Source organism: Rahnella sp. BIGb0236, assembly GCF_004364755.1.
Lineage (GTDB): Bacteria > Pseudomonadota > Gammaproteobacteria > Enterobacterales > Enterobacteriaceae > Rahnella > Rahnella victoriana.
Genome location: NZ_SOAO01000001.1, coordinates 314,781 through 332,361, shown reverse-complemented (window position 1 = coordinate 332,361; position 17,581 = coordinate 314,781). Strand labels below are relative to the sequence as shown.

Below are 17,581 nucleotides of genomic sequence, written 5' to 3'. Positions count from 1 at the left end.
GATAGAAAATCGCGCGGATCAACTGTCGAGTAAACGGTAATGCATTGCCCGAACCACTGCCTGCACGCGGTTGCTGGCGCCCAGTTTACGCACCGCTGTATTGAGATGCAGCGTGACCGTGGCTATTGAGCGGTTCAGCTTGCGGGCGATTTCTTTGGCGGTTAATCCCTCCGCCGCCCAGCTCAGACATTCGCGCTCGCGCTTGCTCAGTCGCACGTGCTGGCAGGTCAGAACGCTGCTGTCGAACAGCGGGTAAACGCACTCCTGAAAGGTCAGCGCCAACAGGCTCAGTTCGGCCAGCACGTCATGAATATCCAGCTCATGCCCGGCACCGGTGTGGATGCCGGTGACCGTCACAAATCCCCCGTTCGGCAAATGCAAAGGAACCGTCGCGCCGCACGGCATATTGTTATCGCACATGTAATGGGTGACCGGTTTATTCAGCTCACTGAGCCGGTTTTGCAGCGGGGTGTTGTCAGGGCGCTGATAAGACCAGACAAACGGCGCGCAGCTTTCCACCGCGTAATGCTGCACCGGATCCACCTGATAATAGCCATTCTCCAGCCATAACCGTTGCATGTCGCCGGGCACGTTGCCCATGCGCAGCAGGGACGGCGTGATCAGTTCTCCCTCCAGCGTTCGCGGAACCGGCGTGTAGTCGTAAATCAGGGCATCAAATCCCAGACGCGAGGTCTGGGCGAAAAGCTGATCAAACGCACCATTGACGGTGGTTTCCCGCAAAGACACTGCACTTTCCTGCACCGTGAGCTTCATGAATTTATCTCCGCATGACGTCTTTTCTGTCCTGAAGGGCTGATCGGGCATCGATTGTGCTCAACCTCATTTGTTAAAGAAAAGTTATGCAATCGTGGTGCCACATCGCCCGCGGACAAACCTAGTAATTTTGCTAACTACCGGCGGGGTCTGCCTGCGGCTAACGTAAAGCCACAGGGGAAAAGACTCTCACTCTGCACCAGAAACGGCCATTAAGAGGATTGTCATGCACCGTTACCGATTTTTGCTCTGGCGACCGCTGCAACTGCTGCCGGTTTTGCTGGGGATCAGCATTCTGACTTTCGTGATGGTGCGCGCCATTCCCGGCGATCCGGCGCGGATCCTGCTCGGCGTCCACAGTTCACCGGAGGCCATCGCCCGTATCCGTGTGCAGTACGGTCTGGATCTGCCCGTCTGGCAGCAATATCTCTATTTTTTAAGCAATCTCTTTCACGGTGAAATGGGTAAGTCGCTGATTTATCGCGTCGATACGCTGAAGCTGATTATGACGCGCATCGAACCGACGTTGTTTCTGGTGCTGGGCAGCGTGCTGCTGGCGATGCTGTTTACCGTGCCGCTGGCGGCCAGTGCGGCGCGTCATCGCGGACGGCTGGCGGATCAGGTGATCCGTTTGCTTTCCACTATCGGCCTCGGATTACCCGCGTTCTGGCTGGCGATCATGATGATTTTGCTGTTCAGCCTGTCCCTCGGCTGGTTCCCGGTATCTGGATATGGCAGCGATGTTGGCGAGCGGATACATCATCTGTTTTTGCCCTGCCTGACCGTTGCACTGGCGCTGTCGGCGGTGCTGACCCGCAACCTGCGCGCCAGCCTGCTTATGGAATTGCAGAATGATTACGTCACCGCTGCCCGTGCGAGGGGGCAGAACGAAAACCGTATTTTTTGGCGTCACGTGATGCCCAATTCGCTGGTGCCGACTGTCAATCTGCTGGCGGTGAATATTGGCTGGCTGATTGGTAGCACGGTGGTGATTGAAAGCGTGTTTGCTATCCCCGGTATGGGGCAATTGCTGGTGAAAGCCATCATCAGCCGCGATTACATGGTGGTGCAGGGCGTGGTGCTGGTGTTTGCGCTGGCTACCGTTGTGGTGAATCTGCTTGCCGATTTACTGACCGTGGCACTGGACCCGAGGGTGAAACTATGAGTATGACTGAAAAGATCGCCACGAAGCGGATGGGTCAATTTCACCTGCGCTGGTTGCCGCGTCAGCAGGCGCTGCGACTGGGAATAATAATGCTGAGCGTGTGGGTGTTGATTGCGTTGCTCAGCCCGTGGATCGCGCCGTTTGACCCGGTCGCGCAGGATGCTTCGGTGACATTGTCACCTCCGACTTTTGCCCATCCGTTTGGTACCGATAATTTTGGTCGTGACATTCTTTCCCGCGTGATGTGGGGCGCACGGATTGATCTGCAAATCTGTCTGATTGGCGTCATTTTCCCGTTTACCTTCGGCACGCTGATTGGCGCGTTTTCCGGCTATCTTGGCGGCGCGGTGGACACCTTTCTCATGCGGGTGATCGACGTGGTTCTGGCGTTTCCTTTTCTGGTGCTGATGCTGTCGATTATTGCGATTCTCGGGCCGGGACTCGGCAGCTTTTATATCGCCATGGCGATGGTCGGCTGGGTGTCCTATGCCCGTCTGGTGCGCTCGCAGGTGCTGACTCTTAAGCACCGGGATTTCATTCTGGCTGCGCGCAGCCTCGGTTACAGCCATCCGCGCATTTTACTTTTGCACCTGTTGCCCAACGCGCTGACCAGTTCGCTGGTGTTTTCCATGTCTGACTGCGTGCTGGTGTTGCTCAGCGGCGCGTCGGTGAGTTATCTCGGTCTGGGGGTCCAGCCGCCGGTGGCGGAATGGGGAGTGATGGTCGCCGAAGGGCAAGGCTTTATTACCACGGCGTGGTGGATCACCACCTTCCCCGGTTTAGCGATCGTTGTACTGGCGATGAGTTTCAGCCTGCTGGTGGACGGACTGGGCGACAAACTGGGAGAGCGACCATGACACTGATGCAAGTTTCCGGTTTAACCATCGAAGACCGGCAGGGCATGGCGCTGGTCGATAACCTGTCGCTGACGCTGAATGCGGGCGATATTCTCGGGCTGGTCGGAGAAAGCGGTTCCGGCAAAACACTCAGCTGCCGCGCCATGATGCGCCTGCTGCCGGATGAAAGGCTCAAGATCAGCGCGGGAGAAATCCGGCTAAACGGCACCGATTTGCTGACCCTGAGTGATAAACGCATGACGGCCATTCGCGGGCGGGAAATTGGCATGATTTTCCAGAATCCCGCCAGTCATCTTAATCCGGTAATGACCATCGGCCAGCAGATTGCCGAAAGCCGCCGGCTGCATTTCGGTGCCAGCCGCCGCGAAGCCCGCGCCCAGGCGGTGGAGTTGCTGCGTCAGGTCGGCATTCCTGATCCGCTGCGCCGCGCGGATAACTATCCGCACGAGTTTTCCGGTGGTATGCGCCAGCGGGCGATGATCGCCGTGGCGCTGGCCTGCGAACCCAAAATGCTGATAGCGGACGAACCGACCACCGCGCTGGACGTCACCGTGCAAATGCAGATTTTGCGCCTGCTCCGTGACCTGCGTGACCGGCTCGGTATCGCCATTATTCTCATTACTCATGATCTCGGTGTGGTAGCGCAAACCTGTGACCGCATTGCGGTGATGTACGGCGGGCGAATGTGTGAAACCGGCGAAAAACGGCCGGTACTGGCACAGTCGCTGCACCCGTATACCCGCGGACTGATCGACTGCCAGCCGGTCAGTGAAGGTGGCGCAGGTCGGCTGATCACCTTACCTGGCCAGCCGCCGGTCGCGGCGCGATTCCCGACCGGTTGCCGGTTTCATCCGCGCTGCGAAAGGGCGACATCAATGTGCAGCGAGGTACAGCCCGCGATGCCATCCGGCAGCCATGTGGTCGCCTGCCATCATCCGTTGCCGGGTCTGAACGCGGTAACGTCCGGGAGGGAAAATGAACCCACTTTCTGATGTGAGCAAACGCCCGTATCCGCTGCTGGAAGTGGAAGAACTGAGTGTCACCTTTCCGGTATCGGGCGGTTTGGGTCTGAAAAAACGCAGCGTACAGGCGGTCAACAATGTGTCGCTCCATATCAATGCTGGTGAAACGCTGGGACTGGTAGGGGAATCGGGCAGCGGGAAAAGCACGCTCGGCAGGGCGATGCTGCATTTGGAAAACACCAGTGCCGGACGCGTGCGGTTTAACGGCCAGCTGATCACCGGCGGAATGAAGCCGGATATCGCCCGTTTACGGCAACAGACGGCGATGATTTTTCAGGATCCATTTTCGTCACTGAATCCGCGTCAGACGATTGGCGAAAGTATCGGCGAAGTGCTGCGCGTGCATCACAAAGTGGCGAAAGGGAATATTCCGGCGCGCATTAATACGCTGCTGACGCTGGTCGGACTCAGCCCCGAACATGCCACGCGTCGTCCGCAGGCGCTGAGCGGCGGACAATGTCAGCGCGCCGGAATTGCCCGCGCGCTGGCTATCGAACCGCGTCTGATTGTCGCCGATGAATGCGTCGCTGCGCTGGATGTGTCGATTCAGGCGCAAATCATCAATCTGCTGATGGATCTGCGCGAAAGCATGGGGCTGGCAATTCTGTTTATCGCGCACGATCTGGCGATTGTCCGCCGCCTGTGCGACCGGGTGGCGGTGATGTATCTCGGTAAAATTGTCGAAAGCGGGCCGACGCAGACGGTATTTAACGCGCCGCGCCACCCGTATACCGCCGCACTGGTGGCGGCGATTCCTGAAATCGATCCTGACCGCCCTTTGCCTGAACATCCGTTACAGGGCGAGCCACCGAGTCCGGTGTCGCTGCCTGCGGGCTGCGCTTTCCATCCACGCTGTGCTTTTGCGATTGATGCGTGCCGGCACGGCGCGGCGCCTGAAACCCGGCATATTGCCGACCATGCCTTTGCCTGTGTGCTTGACGGCCACAGCAGTGAAGGTGTCTATCCGAAGACTGAAGGAATGTTACATGAAGCAAAAGCATTTTAACGTTGTGGCCGCCGGGGTGCTGCTGGCGTTGAGTCTGGTCAGCGAAATGGCGCAGGCGGCCGGTGTTTTGACCATTGGTCGCCGGGAAGACAGCACGACATTCGACCCGATCAAGTCCGCGCAAAACGCGGATAACTGGGTATTTTCCAACGTGTTCGATCCGCTGGTGCGTGTCGATAACACCGGCACCAAACTGCTGCCGGGGCTGGCAGAAAGCTGGACGATTTCGCCGGACGGTAAAACGTATACGCTGAACATGCGTGACGCGAAATTCTCCGACGGCACGCCGGTGACCGCCTCTGATGCGGTGTTCAGCCTGACGCGAATCCGTGATGACGCCGGATCACTGTGGAAAGATTCCTACAATATTATCGATACGCTGAAAGCCACCGACGCGCATACGCTGGTCATCACCCTGAAAACGCCGTCGGCGGCCTTTTTATCACAGCTGGCGCTGCCCAATGCGTCGGTGATTTCACAACATGCATTGACCAAACAGGGCGCAGACGATTTTGCCGAGCACCCGGTCGGTTCCGGCGCGTTCAGTGTAAAAGAGTGGACGCGCGGTGAGAAAGTTGAACTGGTGAAAAACCCGTATTACTGGGATGCCGCAAAGGTGAAACTGGATGGCGTCGAGTGGCTGACGCTGCCGGATGACAATACCCGTATGCTCAAAGTGCAGGCGGGCGAAATTGACGCAGCGCTGTCTATTCCGTTCTCGCGCATTTCGTCGCTGCAAAAAGACCCGAAACTGGCGGTAGAGCTGGATACATCAACCCGTGAAGATCACCTGCTGATCAACCATTCACACGGCGATCTGGCCAAAGTAGAAGTACGTCAGGCGCTGGATTTTGCCATCGATAAAAAAGCCATTATTGATACCGTGACCTTCGGTTACGGCAAAATCGCCAACTCGTATATTCCTGACGGCGCGCTCTATCATTACGCAGATAACCTGCAACGTCCGTATGATCCGGAAAAAGCGAAACAGTTGCTGGCGGCGGCGGGTGTGAAAAACCTGACCCTGAAATATCTGGTGAACGCCGGCGATGAAGTGGATGAACAGATTGCCGTACTTTTACAGCAAGAGCTGGCAAAAGCAGGGATCACTTCCAACTTACAGAAAGTGGATCCGAGCCAGAGCTGGGACATGCTGGTCGCGGGCGATTACGACATCTCGGTGATGTACTGGACAAATGACATTCTCGATCCGGATCAGAAAACCACCTTTGTGCTCGGGCATGATTCCAACAACAACTACATGACGCGCTATCACAACGAGAAAGTGAAGGCGCTGGTCGCTGCGGCGCGGGTGGAGATGGATCCGAAAAAACGTGAACAGATGTACATCGAGTTGCAGAAAATGGCAAAAGCGGATGTGAACTGGATTGATCTCTATTACAGCCCGTACCGCAACGTCACCCGCACCAATATCAAAAATTTCCATCAGAATCCGCTGGGGCGCTTCACGCTCGAAGAGACTGTGAAAGAATAAAAAATCCTGCACCAGGGAGATAATAAGAAAGCTGAGACAAAAGTCTGTTTTACCCCTTTTTGCCCACTTCCTAGTGGGCTTTTTCTTGCCTGTAAATCTGACCTTTTCCCGCGCCGTATCTTCAACGCTTCATCAACTGTCAGGCACATGCTGCTTGAGTTTGAGCGGTTGCTCAAGTATCTTGCTGGTCTTGAGCAACTGCTCAAAATCTATCTGAGGCACTTTTTTATGTTCGTCAATAATCGCTGGCTGATACTTGCCATCGTCACCAGTACGCTGTTTCTGATCATCATCGATATGACCGTGTTGTACACCGCGTTACCCCGTCTGACACAGGCGCTGGGTGCCACGGCATCGGAAAAACTATGGATAGTGAATGCCTATCCTCTGGTGGTCGCCGGGCTGCTACCGGGCGCGGGAATGCTGAGCGACCGGCTCGGGCATAAGAATCTGTTTATGAGCGGGCTGCCGGTTTTTGCCCTTGCGTCTCTGTGCGCGGCATTTTCTGCCAGCGCCGGGATGCTGATCGCCTCCCGCGTGTTTCTGGCGATTGGCGCAGCGATGATGATGCCTGCGACGCTGGCGATTGTGCGCCATGTATTTACCGATGAGCGTGAACGCGCGCTGGCGATCGGCATCTGGTCGGCGGTGGCTTCCGGTGCGGCGGCGCTCGGGCCGGTGATCGGCGGCGTATTGCTGGAATATTTCTGGTGGGGATCGGTATTCCTGATCAACGTGCCGATCGTGCTGGCGGTTTTCCCGTTCGCGCTGGCGCTGATCCCGCGTGGTAAAGGCAACAAACAGCGCCCGTGTGACTTTATCGGTTCTGCGCTGGTGATGGCGGGGCTGGTCGGCGTGATTTACGCGCTGAAAGAACTGAGCCATATCAATTCCTCATGGCTGGTCATCGTGTCTGCGGCGACGGCGGGCGTGATTTTCCTCAGCTTATTCGCCAGAAGACAACAGCGCGCATTGCAGCCGATGATCGATTTCTCGCTGTTCCGTAACCGGGCGTTTGCCTGCGGTGTCGGTGTCGCTATCACCTCAATGATTGCGCTGATTGGCATCGAACTGGTGCTCAGCCAGCGGTTACAACTGGTGCTTGGCCTGTCGCCGTTTATGGCGGCGATGTTTATCCTGCCGATCCCGGTGGCGTCTGCACTGGCCTCGCCGCTGGCGGGTATGCTGATCCCGCGTGTCGGCGTGCGTAAAATGATGCTGGGCGGCTTTGCGCTATCGGCACTGGGGATTGTGATGCATGCGCTGGTGTTTGACGCTGGCGTGACGCTGCAACTGATCAGCCTGTTTATCTTAGGTTTCGGGCTGGGAGGAGCCGTGACCGCGGCTTCAACCTCGATCATGCTCAACGCGCCGGAAGACAAAGCCGGCATGGTGGCGGCGATCGAAGATGTGTCGTGGGAAATGGGTGGCGTGCTTGGCGTCACCTTGCTGGGCGGTCTGATGACGGCGGTGTACAGCCGCACCCTGGAACTGCCTGCCGCGCTGGTCACCGGCGACGCGGCCTATGACAGTCTCGACGAAGCGCTGGCGATCGCCAGCCATCTCAGCCCGGAACACGCGACAATTATCACGGATCTCGCCCGCGCGGCGTTCGACCAGGCGTTTATGGCGGTGCTGGTGTCGGCGGCCGCGCTGGTCATAGCGACGGTGATTGTGGTGAAAATCGTCTTGCGTAAGTCGTTGGGCGCACGTCTGCCTTCCTGATAAAATGCGGCCAGGAGCGGTTGCTCGATGCCAGCACAGGATTGATTATGAAAGAAAATCAGGAGGCGTTAAGGGCTAAAATTCTTGACGGTGCCATCAGTCTCTTTATCGAAAAAGGGATTGAAAAAGTGACGACGCGCGAGCTGACGGAGCGCGTCGGCATTTCCCGCAGCCATATTTATCATTACTTTCGCGACTGGCAGACCTTATGTATCGAGGCGCTGAAGGAGGTGATGCTGGCTGAGCTGACCGAATTCACCGCTGAAATTGCGCCGCTTCAGCCGCAGGAAAAACTGCACACGCTGGTACGCAATTATTTGCCGGACACGCAGGGCGATATCTGGCAGCTTTACGGCTCACTGTGGCAACTGGCGGCGCATAACGAGGCTTACGCCGGACTGGCGCAACTGATGGTGCACAAGTGGCTGGCACTGCTGGCGGAGATTATCAGTGCGGGGATTGAGGCGGGCGTGTTCAGACCGGCGAATGCGGCACGGGTGACGCGGCAGTTATCTGCCATCATGAATGGCTATTCCGATCAGCTGATCGTCATGCCCTCTGCCGAAACCCGTCAGGAAGCCATGGACGATATTCTCGATTTTATCGGGCGGGTGCTGGAGAAATAAAAAACAGAAGGCCGCCATGATGGCGGCCTTTTTCACTTAATGACTTCTCATTCCCGCCGCAAACATCAGCAGATGAAATACCGATGCCACAACAAATAACGCCAGCACGCTGCCGCCCCAGATGACGGCCATCCAGCCGACACGCTTTAAGAACGGGGCTTTAGTGATGTTGCTGTCATCCATTTTTCTGATGAGATTCATAGCGAGATTCCTCAGTGATAACCCTGATCCGGTGTCACTTTCCCGCGGAACACGTAGTAGCTCCAGAAGGTATACACCAGAATGATCGGGATAATGAACAGGGCGCCGACCAGAATGAAGCCCTGGCTTTGCGGCGGTGAAGCCGCTTCCCAGATGGAGATGGACGGCGGAATAATGTTCGGCCAGATGCTGATCCCCAGACCGGTATAGCCCAGGAACACCAGCGCCAGTGTCAGCAGGAACGGCGCGTGATGCGCGTTTTTACTGATGGCGCGGTACATCCACGCCGAGACCAGCACCACCAGCACCGGCACCGGCAGGAACCAGTAAAGGTTAGGGCGCGAGAACCAGCGGGTGGCGATGTCGCTGTGGGTCAGCGGCGTCCACAGGCTGACGGCCAGCGTCACCAGCAGGAATACCACCAGCAGCGGTTTGGCGATTTTGTGCATCGCTTCCTGCAATTCGCCTTCGGTTTTCATGATAAGCCAGGTGCAGCCGAGCAGGGCGTAAGCCACTACCAGCGCAAAGCCACAGAACAGGGTGAACGGCGTCAGCCAGTCCAGTGCGCCACCGGCGTACGTGCGGTTCACAACAGGAATGCCGTTGATCACTGCGCCCAGCACCACGCCCTGACAGAAGGTGGCGATAACCGAACCCCAGATGAAGGATTTATCCCACACGTGGCGTTTGGCCGGGCTGGCTTTGAAGCGGAACTCAAACGCCACACCGCGGAAGATCAGACCGAATAACATCAGGGTCAGCGGGATAGTCAGTGCATCCAGGATCACCGAGTACGCCAGCGGGAATGCGCCATACAGCGCCGCACCGCCGAGTACCAGCCAGGTTTCGTTGCCGTCCCAGACCGGCGCAACGGTGTTCATCATCACGTCACGGTCGTGCTCTTTTTTCACCAGCGGGAACAGCAGACCGATACCCAGGTCGAAGCCGTCCATCACCACATACATCATCACGCCGAAGATGATGATCAAAAACCAGATCAGCGGTAAGTCGATACCCATTATCAAGCTCCCTTATTTTCGTCGGTCAGTGATTCTGAAATCGCAGACAGCGGACGCGCAGGTGTGCGGTGCTGGCCGGGACCACCGTGGTCAACGCTTTCACCTTCATGCGCCTGCGGACCCTTGCGGATCAGGCGCATCATGTAGCCGTAACCGACACCAAACACCGAACAGTAAATGACGATGAACAGGATCAGGCTGACGCTCATCTGCAACACGTTATGGTTGGATACCGCGTCTTTGGTGCGCAGCAGGCCATACACCACCCACGGCTGACGCCCCATTTCAGTGGTGATCCAACCCGCCAGCAGGGCCAGCAGACCGGAAGGGCCCATCAGGAAAGCAAAGCGCAGGAACGCTTTCGAGGTATACATTTTGCCGCCACGACGCAGGATCAGGCTCAGCACACCCAGCAAAATCATCAGCATGCCCAGACCGGCCATGATGCGGAAGGTGTAGAAGATCACGGAGGAGTTCGGACGGTCTTCTTTCGGGAAGGATTTCAGCGCCGGGATCTGATGCGTCAGGCTGTGCGTCAGGATCAGGCTGCCCAGATACGGGATTTCAATCGCGTAACGGGTTTCTTCACGATTCATATCGGGGTAGCCGATCAGTACCAGCGGGGACGGTTTGTTGTCTTTATTTTCCCAGTGGCCTTCGATGGCCGCGATTTTAGCCGGCTGATATTTCAGGGTATTCAGACCGTGGGCATCACCGAGGAATGCCTGAATCGGAGACACGATCAGCGCCATCCACATGGCCATCGACAACATGGTACGGATGGCTGGCGTATCACGACCGCGCAGTAAATGCCATGCCGCAGCAGAACCGACGAAGAAAGCAGAGGCCAGGAACGCGGCGGTGGTCATGTGCATTAAGCGGAACGGGAAGGACGGGTTGAAGATAATCTTCATCCAGCTGACCGGTACCACCAGATTGTTAACAATCTCGTAGCCCTGCGGGGTCTGCATCCAGCTGTTTGAGGCGAGGATCCAGAACGTCGACATCAGCGTGCCGAGGGCAACCATGCAGGTAGAGAAGAAGTGCAGGCCCGGTCCGACGCGGTTCCAGCCGAACAGCATCACGCCGAGGAAACCGGCTTCCAGGAAGAACGCGGTTAACACTTCATACGTCAGCAGCGGGCCGGTAATACTGCCGGCAAAGGAGGAGAACATGCTCCAGTTGGTGCCGAACTGGTATGCCATCACCAGACCGGAGACCACGCCCATACCGAAGTTCACGGCAAAGATTTTCGACCAGAAATGATACAGGTCGCGGTAAGCCTCTTTCTTCGTTTTCAGCCACATGCCTTCCAGAACAGCCAGAAAACTGGCAAGCCCGATAGTGATAGCGGGAAAAATGATATGAAAAGAGACGGTGAAGGCAAACTGGATCCGGGCCAGTTCTAGCGCATCAAGACCAAACATAACAACCTCTTTTTGTGTGTCAGGTGACCCTTCCAAACAGCAATACCGGTACGGGAACCGGCGATGTCTGACATTCGCAGGTGAAGTCTTGAATGAAAGGGTGGTACAGCTGGGGTTTCGCGAGGAGCCGATTTAACCACATCGTATGAAGGCATTAACAGGGACGGTTCCGTGGGGAAATTAGTCGTTGAAACACTTTCTGTGCGGGTAACACGCAGGGGCGGGAAAACTAAATTCGGGGAAAAAGGAGACGCAGGGCGTTAACCACAAAAAATGAGAGGTCATGTTGTTGCATTGATCTGGATCAAAAAGTTTTGATGTTTTTCAAATGTAATTTCCCTGCATCCGGTAATGACTTGTTGTGTGCAAAATTGGTAACAAGAAAGTTAAATCGTGCAGGGCATCAGCGCATTCTGATTTTTAATGCAATGTAAATTTATGTCATCGATTTTGGCCGAAAATGCCGCCAGAAGGTAATTCCCGTAACATTATTTTACATTTGTGCTGCACGTTATCCGGATGAATGACAAAAAAAAGACGCCCGAAGGCGTCAGGGTAATAATCCTTCAATCAGTTCAAAAAAGAGCTCTTCGCCAAACGCCCGCTCTTGCGCCGTGAAAGGATTCGCGGGACGCCATGTCCAGTCTCGGTTCTCACCTGCGCGCATAAATAACCGGCACAGAACAGTGACCCGGCCCTGCGTGCAAAGGCTGGTTTCCACACAGCCCGTGACGCCTTGTCCGTATAAAAACACCGGTGTGAAGGTCACCTGGCTGTCTTCATAGGTCAGCCGGATACCGGGAACACTGAACGATTTCCCGCCGATCAGGCATTCAATCAGCGAGACGGTGGTGCTTTCGACCCCGATGCCGGTGCCTTCCAGCCATTCTTCCATGTTTTCCTGCAACAGCGCGATCCGCTGCCGGAACTCGGCGATATCCGCCTGTCCTTTATTTTCATATGAGCCAGTGCGGGGCTGGCTGTCCTGTAGTTTTTTCAGGAACCGTTCTTTTGCTGACATACTTCCTCTGTATTTAAGATGGCTGACGTCATCATATTTTCTGATCACGCCGCCATATTCATTGGTCAGTTATCTGCCTGACCGTTTTTACCGGCGGTCGCCGGTAAGGCTTGAGTAAGCAACGCGTAGCGGTTCAGCAACTGCGTAAACTGATTATCAAGTTGCAGCATCAGTTGCGGCGGAATCGCGGTTTTGTGTTGCTGTAGTTCGGCAAGTTTACGCAGGGATTCTTCCACCGGCGGCGCGCTGTTCAGAGCCTGCTGGATAGCAAATACCGACGATTTCAGCTGTGAGACAGTCATGTATTTACCGCGCTGCTCATCCAGCCCGTTGAGTTTATCCGCCAGTTGTTGCAGCTGGGTATTGGCCTGTTGCCAGCCGCTGAGGTTTTCCAAAGGCACGGCATTGGCGTTCAGTTGCTGCGTCCAGCTTTTCGCCAGCGCGGCGGTTGCCGGATTATCAGGCCATAACATCAGCGCCTGACCGACCAGATGTGACCCGGTATCCTGCGCCCAGCGCGGCGACAAGGTGGCGAGCTGGCGCGTTTGCTGCTGCATGGCGGCCAGATACGCCGGTGCCTCGCGGTGCAGCATCTCAGCCTGCCGGTTCTTCAGCGTTTCCAGCGCCTGTGTGTTCAGCGGTTTGGGCAACACCGGCAGCGTCGCCATCAGCTGCTCACCGGAAGGCGGATGATAAAACGCCCTGATGCCCGCCGAAATCCCGCTACCCAACAGCACCGTCACCACCATCCCGGCGATGAACCCTTTCCATTGCACCGGATGCTTCACCGGCGCGGGTGGCGCAATCGTCACCTGTGGTTCGGCAGGTTCAGCCTGCGCGACATAGACCCACTGCTCGCGGGGTTGCGCGGCCCACTCTTTTTCCGCGTTTTCAGTCGCTGCCGCAGGCAGGACGATCGGCGCATCGCTGGTGGCGTGCATATTTTCCAGCCTCACGGCGGCACCGTGCATAAAACTGCTCAGTGCTTCCAGTTGGCTGACATGCTTCAGCTCCAGACGCTGCAGGACCTCGCACAGCGCATTGATCAGTTTTTCGGCCTGATAGATCTGCGACAGATCGTGATAATCCAGGGTCATGCTGCGCAATGTCTGTTGCAGACGCTGGCTCAGGCCGGAGAGTATTTCCATCCGCGCATGCACCGGCTGCGGCCACAGTCCCGGCCACTGCCGTGAAATCAATGCCTCGAGGATCGCCAGCCCTTCATTTAAACCCGATATCCCCGCTACGCGCGCCCGGGCCTGCGTATACCACGATGCCGTTTGCAGCTCGATACCGTTTTGCTGGAACAGATTCAGACACAGCTGTTCCACTTTTTGCCAGTTAACATCCGGGCGTGCCGGATGGGTAAATTTGCTCAGTTCTTCGCGTAAAACGGCGTAATCAGCCAGCGCACGCGGGTCACCCCCGGTGCGCAACTGGCGTTCAATTGACATGGTTGTTTTCCTTAACTGACGTAATTCTGCTGTTTCATATGGCGCATCAGTACGCGGCCTTCCGGCATAAATTCGGTACCGAATCGCACTAAGCCAAGCTCTTTCAGTTCGGCGTCAATGGCGTATTCAAGATGTCCGGGGCTGGACTGGGGCAATAAAATAACGTGCAGTTTTTGGATGCGTGGCTCGTATTTCAGCAAGGTCTCTGACAAAACATCCAGCAGGGAATGCGCTGTGCCGGGCATCCCTTGCAGGATTTTGCTCATGTCCGGCAGGCCGTAATCCGGCAGATGGCTTAGCGTGCCAGCACGACAGTTGAGAATGCGCTGCATGTTGTCGAGCACGGAGAGGATCACCTGATTCTCTTCGCTGACGTTGTGCAGATCGAGGCCACCGGCAAAATTGCCGAGCAGCATTTCGTAGAGTGAGGGTTGCGGCATATCACTTGTCCTTCAGTGGCAGCAGTGTCATTCCCTGATTATTCAGTTCGATCTGGCGCGCCTTATCCGGATCCAAATCATCGCGGCTGAGCACGATACGCCAGGTATTGTTGGTAATATCCGGTGACAGGAACATGCCTGCGACCGCGACATACTGCGCTTTTTCATTCATCGGCACGTCGACAGACACTGCCGCCCCCGGAAGTACCCGGATATCTTTTTGCTCCAGCAGATCGGCTTTTATCGCCTGACTGTCTTGTGCAAACAGCGATGGATAATCGGTATCGTCAAACACTTTTCGGTCTTTCAGCTGATAGATACGCACCACCGTAGAAAGCGGAGCGCCGCTGGCATTGTTGTTGATGGCATCGCGAGCTGTGATATCCAGATGCAGCGTTTTCACTTGCTTGTAAAAAATGGATTTGGTCACAGCAACCGTGCCGTCGCTGACTTTCTGGGTCAGCCCACATCCGCTCAGTGTGGAGACCATTGCCAGCATCAGTAATGTAAAACGGGTTTTACCAGCGGTAGTCGCCATATTCATCAGTTTCCCTTCTGTGAAGATTTTCCTGAACGCGCTGATAGCGGCCCAGATTAATAGTGATCATTTCATTTTTATTTTGCATCGCAGGAACAGTCTTTAGTCTGCTCATCACGGCGGTTCTTCCCAGAAGCACACCGGATTTTGCCGGCTGACAGGAAAGTCGCGCATCGGGCAGCAGCGCGCGGGAGACCGACAGTTGCAAACGAACGTGCAGCCGCGACCCGAGGTATACCTGCAGTAACGCCAGTAAGTCGGTATAAAGCTGCCCTTCTGGTAACCATTCCCGGGCTTCGTCCGGATTTTCAGTGGTCAGTTTCAGCAGAACCTGACAGTTCACATCGACGGTCTGCCGTCCCATCACCGGACTGCTGCTCATGCTGACGGGTGCGGTAGCACTCATGGTTAGCTGCTTGCGCAGGGGGATCAAGCAGCGGTCATGCGCCATTATCTGCGCCTGTGTATCCGGTGCCAGCAGCTGAACCAGCGCGATAATGCCTTCGCTGGTGCGAGTCGGCAGCCGCATCATGCTGGTCAGTGCCAGAAAACGGGAAACCGGCGTGGCGATATCTTGCGTACATCCTTCTATGCCGAGCCCGCACAGACTCAGCAGATATTTCGACGTTTTATCCGTCCCGCCGGGGGTAAACGTGGCGGGATATGAGTATTTACGCCAGATCCGGTAATACTGCGTGGTCAGCCGGTGGTTAAAGATATCCAGAAAATCGGCGACAGCCTCGTAACCATCGCGACGCTGGGTAATGTCATCGATATAGGCTGTAGGAAGCGGCGATTCGACACCGTATAGCCCCATAAACGTCGTGCGGATGGTCGGTGGAAGATGCGGATGCTCCGGCATTTCCACCCGTTTAAACTCGCTGGCGGGAAATCCCATCCCCGGATGTGGACGAAAACGTACGGGATCGTGTCTGACTTGCCACTGGCTGCCCAGAGCAGGGGCATCTGGCTGGCTTTGCTCCAGCAACTGACAAAATCGATAAAACTGGGTGTAGGGCAGTTTATCGTGCAGTTGCTCGATTAGCCGGGCAGGCGCTGATTGTGATTCTCTTTCCATCGGATGCATTTCCCGGCAGGCTGAACGATAAGAGTTAACTGATTGAATAAATGGATATCAGCGTAAAGCGCAAAGAAGCGGTTGAGCATTTCCCCGAACAGGTGAATATCACCTTCACCGGTAAAACCATTGCCATCGAGCGTCACTTCTATATCAATTCCGCGCAGCAAAAAACCTTTCTCAAAACGTTGGATCTGATGATGTTGCACCTGCTGAATGGCGTCCAGGCGGCGGTTGTTCAGCTCATCGCTCTGCCAGTTATAGAGCTCCAGCGTCCCGCGTAACACGTCTGCATTGCTCATCAGGTTGAGATAACTGGAGCCAAGATGACTAAGCACGCGCCACTGGAAGTGATCTTCTGCCGGAGGATAAGAAGGCAGGGTCGGCTTGCTGAGATTTCGGACTTTCAGCGACGTCTGTAATACGGCCTCACAGCGATCAAGTAAGGTGCTTTGTAACGCTTTGCGTGGTAACTGACCGTTAGTGCCGGTTATTTTCAGGGAGACGGGCTCGCGGGTGAATTCGCGATCCACTTCCCATTGCTGACCGCCAAGGATCAGCCACGTATCATGCAGCCCGGTCACACCGCGTTTAACTCGGGTGTGAAAATAACGCTCCGGCGCATGGCGTCTCTGCATCCCGCCGCGGTGACGGAAGCTGGTGAAGGGCACGTAAGTCGCGTCCGACGTGCGTTGCGAGCCTGTAACAGAATCGACCGAATATATTTCAGTATGACCGTCCTGTAACCGTCGTGGACGCAGCAGGTACTCATTCTCCAGTCCGTTAATAAGCAGCGGATCTGCTTCCAGCGTGAACAGATTGATCACCGGTACACAATGCAGCGCCATGGCTTCATCGGTAACAGGCAGATCACTTTGCCACTGGCTGTTGAAAACGACTTCCAGATCAAAGAATGCGATGCCTGCAGGCAAGGTCACTGATTCCAGCCCGTTAAGATGCACGAACATGAATTTTTCGCGGAAGGTGAAATACTCCAGCAGCAACTGATAGCCGCTGAACGCACTTTCGCCTTTTGGCCACAGCAGATCTTCATCTGCAAATCCGCCCGGCGAGAACCAGCCATCCAGTTTGATGCGGTCAGCCTGATTGGGAAGGCGGATATACAGCGCCGCCTGACGGCGGGTAAGGGCAAGATGCAGCGCACTGCTAACCGGTGCCTCACCTGCCAGATAAAAACACAGACGACGCAGATCAACCTGTGACCAGTCAGTCTGTGGGCTGCATGACAGACGCAGGCGCAACACAGAACGCCCGTCAGGCTCAGTCGCCATCACCACTTTTGAAACGGCCAGCGGGTTAAGCGTTATGTCGCGCGTGGTGCGGTACTGGCATACGGTATTTTTTGGGCCGACAGGGCGGGAATAGATTTCCATTCCCGCGGGCACAGTTTCGGTCATTTTCATCGACGGCACGTCGGGGCTCAGCGACACAATGGAAAGTGACGGAATGGTGCGCAGATAGTGTGGCCATAACATGCTCACCAGCCCTTCGGTGAATTCCGGCAGGTCGTCGTCAATCTTTTCGCGCAGCCGTCCCATGGAGAAGGCAAAGCCTTCAAAAAGACGTTCAACGTAAGGGTCAGGGGGGCCGGGTTTATCCAAATCGAGCATCGCGGCGCGATCAGGATGAGTTTGTGCAAACTCTTTCGCCGCATCGCGCAAATAGCGCAGCTCGGCATCGTAATAACGCAGGGTTTGGTCTTTCATAGTATT

17 protein-coding genes are annotated in these 17,581 nt (G+C 55.8%); 7 read left to right on the top strand and 10 right to left on the bottom strand.

What is annotated here, in order from left to right:
* Positions 1-18: 18 nt before the first annotated feature.
* Positions 19-774, bottom strand: a complete 756-nt coding sequence (locus EDF78_RS01415; protein ID WP_095925814.1) for a LuxR family transcriptional regulator — start codon at positions 772-774, stop codon at positions 19-21.
* Positions 775-1,000: 226 nt separating this feature from the next.
* Between EDF78_RS01415 and EDF78_RS01410 the strand changes: the two genes are divergently transcribed.
* The 7 genes from EDF78_RS01410 to EDF78_RS01380 all read left to right on the top strand — a co-directional run bounded on the left by EDF78_RS01410 (position 1,001) and on the right by EDF78_RS01380 (position 8,670).
* Positions 1,001-1,939 (top strand): ABC transporter permease, encoded by a 939-nt coding sequence (locus EDF78_RS01410; RefSeq protein ID WP_095925813.1) that lies wholly within the window; start codon positions 1,001-1,003, stop codon positions 1,937-1,939.
* A complete protein-coding gene (locus EDF78_RS01405; RefSeq protein ID WP_095925812.1) occupies positions 1,936-2,796 on the top strand; it encodes an ABC transporter permease in 861 nt (286 codons plus the stop codon). The genes EDF78_RS01410 and EDF78_RS01405 overlap by 4 nt, the downstream gene beginning before the upstream one ends.
* Positions 2,793-3,788, top strand: a complete 996-nt coding sequence (locus EDF78_RS01400; protein ID WP_095925811.1) for an ABC transporter ATP-binding protein — start codon at positions 2,793-2,795, stop codon at positions 3,786-3,788. Before EDF78_RS01405 ends, EDF78_RS01400 begins: the two co-directional genes overlap by 4 nt.
* Complete coding sequence (locus EDF78_RS01395; RefSeq protein WP_095925810.1) at positions 3,772-4,824, top strand: oligopeptide/dipeptide ABC transporter ATP-binding protein; 1,053 nt, start codon at positions 3,772-3,774, stop codon at positions 4,822-4,824. The genes EDF78_RS01400 and EDF78_RS01395 overlap by 17 nt, the downstream gene beginning before the upstream one ends.
* Positions 4,805-6,319: an ABC transporter substrate-binding protein gene (locus EDF78_RS01390; protein WP_133822338.1), complete on the top strand. Its 1,515-nt coding sequence runs from the start codon at positions 4,805-4,807 to the stop codon at positions 6,317-6,319. The genes EDF78_RS01395 and EDF78_RS01390 overlap by 20 nt, the downstream gene beginning before the upstream one ends.
* 228 nt (positions 6,320-6,547) lie before the next feature.
* Entirely contained in the window at positions 6,548-8,044 is a 1,497-nt protein-coding gene (locus tag EDF78_RS01385; RefSeq protein WP_095925808.1) for an MFS transporter, read from the top strand.
* Positions 8,045-8,091: 47 nt separating this feature from the next.
* Positions 8,092-8,670: a TetR/AcrR family transcriptional regulator gene (locus EDF78_RS01380; protein WP_133822337.1), complete on the top strand. Its 579-nt coding sequence runs from the start codon at positions 8,092-8,094 to the stop codon at positions 8,668-8,670.
* 36 nt (positions 8,671-8,706) lie between these two features.
* Here EDF78_RS01380 and EDF78_RS01375 read toward each other — a convergent pair whose 3' ends face one another.
* From EDF78_RS01375 to tssF, 9 genes are all read right to left on the bottom strand, one after another.
* Entirely contained in the window at positions 8,707-8,871 is a 165-nt protein-coding gene (locus EDF78_RS01375; protein WP_013577857.1) for a DUF2474 domain-containing protein, read from the bottom strand.
* An 11-nt stretch (positions 8,872-8,882) separates the two neighbouring features.
* Entirely contained in the window at positions 8,883-9,890 is a 1,008-nt protein-coding gene (cydB, locus tag EDF78_RS01370) for a cytochrome d ubiquinol oxidase subunit II (protein ID WP_131693953.1), read from the bottom strand.
* Positions 9,891-9,892: 2 nt separating this feature from the next.
* The gene (locus EDF78_RS01365) at positions 9,893-11,317 is read right to left on the bottom strand and encodes a cytochrome ubiquinol oxidase subunit I (RefSeq protein WP_095925805.1); all 1,425 of its coding nucleotides are present in this window, start codon (positions 11,315-11,317) and stop codon (positions 9,893-9,895) included.
* A 550-nt stretch (positions 11,318-11,867) separates the two neighbouring features.
* The gene (locus EDF78_RS01360) at positions 11,868-12,338 is read right to left on the bottom strand and encodes a hypothetical protein (RefSeq protein ID WP_133822336.1); all 471 of its coding nucleotides are present in this window, start codon (positions 12,336-12,338) and stop codon (positions 11,868-11,870) included.
* Positions 12,339-12,403: 65 nt separating this feature from the next.
* Entirely contained in the window at positions 12,404-13,792 is a 1,389-nt protein-coding gene (locus EDF78_RS01355) for a VasL domain-containing protein (protein WP_133822335.1), read from the bottom strand.
* Positions 13,793-13,803: 11 nt separating this feature from the next.
* Positions 13,804-14,232, bottom strand: coding sequence for a type VI secretion system baseplate subunit TssE (gene tssE / locus EDF78_RS01350; protein WP_131693956.1), 429 nt, complete (start codon positions 14,230-14,232; stop codon positions 13,804-13,806).
* Position 14,233: 1 nt separating this feature from the next.
* Entirely contained in the window at positions 14,234-14,770 is a 537-nt protein-coding gene (gene tssJ, locus EDF78_RS01345; protein WP_279586756.1) for a type VI secretion system lipoprotein TssJ, read from the bottom strand.
* On the bottom strand, positions 14,751-15,848 hold the full coding sequence (gene tssG / locus EDF78_RS01340) for a type VI secretion system baseplate subunit TssG (RefSeq protein ID WP_133822334.1): 1,098 nt from the start codon (positions 15,846-15,848) through the stop codon (positions 14,751-14,753). Before tssG ends, tssJ begins: the two co-directional genes overlap by 20 nt.
* The gene (tssF, locus tag EDF78_RS01335; RefSeq protein WP_133822333.1) at positions 15,812-17,575 is read right to left on the bottom strand and encodes a type VI secretion system baseplate subunit TssF; all 1,764 of its coding nucleotides are present in this window, start codon (positions 17,573-17,575) and stop codon (positions 15,812-15,814) included. Before tssF ends, tssG begins: the two co-directional genes overlap by 37 nt.
* Positions 17,576-17,581 lie beyond the last annotated feature (6 nt).

Bases quoted from the DNA above. Each gene is read 5' to 3' on its own strand.
- EDF78_RS01415 (WP_095925814.1), bottom strand. From the start codon at position 774: ATGAAGCTCACGGTGCAGGAAAGTGCAGTGTCTTTGCGGGAAACCACC.
- EDF78_RS01410 (WP_095925813.1), top strand. From the start codon at position 1,001: ATGCACCGTTACCGATTTTTGCTCTGGCGACCGCTGCAACTGCTGCCG.
- EDF78_RS01405 (WP_095925812.1), top strand. From the start codon at position 1,936: ATGAGTATGACTGAAAAGATCGCCACGAAGCGGATGGGTCAATTTCAC.
- EDF78_RS01400 (WP_095925811.1), top strand. From the start codon at position 2,793: ATGACACTGATGCAAGTTTCCGGTTTAACCATCGAAGACCGGCAGGGC.
- EDF78_RS01395 (WP_095925810.1), top strand. From the start codon at position 3,772: ATGAACCCACTTTCTGATGTGAGCAAACGCCCGTATCCGCTGCTGGAA.
- EDF78_RS01390 (WP_133822338.1), top strand. From the start codon at position 4,805: ATGAAGCAAAAGCATTTTAACGTTGTGGCCGCCGGGGTGCTGCTGGCG.
- EDF78_RS01385 (WP_095925808.1), top strand. From the start codon at position 6,548: ATGTTCGTCAATAATCGCTGGCTGATACTTGCCATCGTCACCAGTACG.
- EDF78_RS01380 (WP_133822337.1), top strand. From the start codon at position 8,092: ATGAAAGAAAATCAGGAGGCGTTAAGGGCTAAAATTCTTGACGGTGCC.
- EDF78_RS01375 (WP_013577857.1), bottom strand. From the start codon at position 8,871: ATGAATCTCATCAGAAAAATGGATGACAGCAACATCACTAAAGCCCCG.
- cydB (WP_131693953.1), bottom strand. From the start codon at position 9,890: ATGGGTATCGACTTACCGCTGATCTGGTTTTTGATCATCATCTTCGGC.
- EDF78_RS01365 (WP_095925805.1), bottom strand. From the start codon at position 11,317: ATGTTTGGTCTTGATGCGCTAGAACTGGCCCGGATCCAGTTTGCCTTC.
- EDF78_RS01360 (WP_133822336.1), bottom strand. From the start codon at position 12,338: ATGTCAGCAAAAGAACGGTTCCTGAAAAAACTACAGGACAGCCAGCCC.
- EDF78_RS01355 (WP_133822335.1), bottom strand. From the start codon at position 13,792: ATGTCAATTGAACGCCAGTTGCGCACCGGGGGTGACCCGCGTGCGCTG.
- tssE (WP_131693956.1), bottom strand. From the start codon at position 14,232: ATGCCGCAACCCTCACTCTACGAAATGCTGCTCGGCAATTTTGCCGGT.
- tssJ (WP_279586756.1), bottom strand. From the start codon at position 14,770: ATGGCGACTACCGCTGGTAAAACCCGTTTTACATTACTGATGCTGGCA.
- tssG (WP_133822334.1), bottom strand. From the start codon at position 15,848: ATGGAAAGAGAATCACAATCAGCGCCTGCCCGGCTAATCGAGCAACTG.
- tssF (WP_133822333.1), bottom strand. From the start codon at position 17,575: ATGAAAGACCAAACCCTGCGTTATTACGATGCCGAGCTGCGCTATTTG.